Origin of the sequence: Brevibacterium sp. SIMBA_078 (assembly GCF_046534565.1) — a bacterium.
In the GTDB taxonomy this organism is placed as follows: Bacteria; Actinomycetota; Actinomycetes; order Actinomycetales; family Brevibacteriaceae; genus Brevibacterium.
The window spans coordinates 1-232 of record NZ_JAWRYQ010000639.1 but is presented as its reverse complement, the minus strand read 5'-3'; the positions used below and the strand labels follow the sequence as shown (position 1 = coordinate 232).

Sequence of the window (232 nt, the reverse complement as noted above, 5' to 3'; positions counted from 1 at the left end):
CCTATATACTCATCTAGTAAGTTATAAGCTTTATTGTCTTTAACGTAACCACTCGTTAAGTCCTGCAAGTTAACAATTTGATTTTCATAAATATAGCCTTTTGTCTTTCCAGTAGAATCTACAATTTTCGGTAAATTAACTTTAATTTTACCTCTTTGGATTTTATTTAACTTAAACAAACCTCCTTGACCTGTATAGATTCCCCCTATTCCAATACCGCTTCCGCAATTAG

At 31.9% G+C, this 232-nt stretch carries 1 protein-coding gene; it reads right to left on the bottom strand.

From position 1 onward, the window contains the following. Positions 1 to 232, bottom strand: a 232-nt coding sequence (locus SB749_RS21065; RefSeq protein WP_410712036.1) for a hypothetical protein, incomplete at both ends; no start/stop codon positions are given.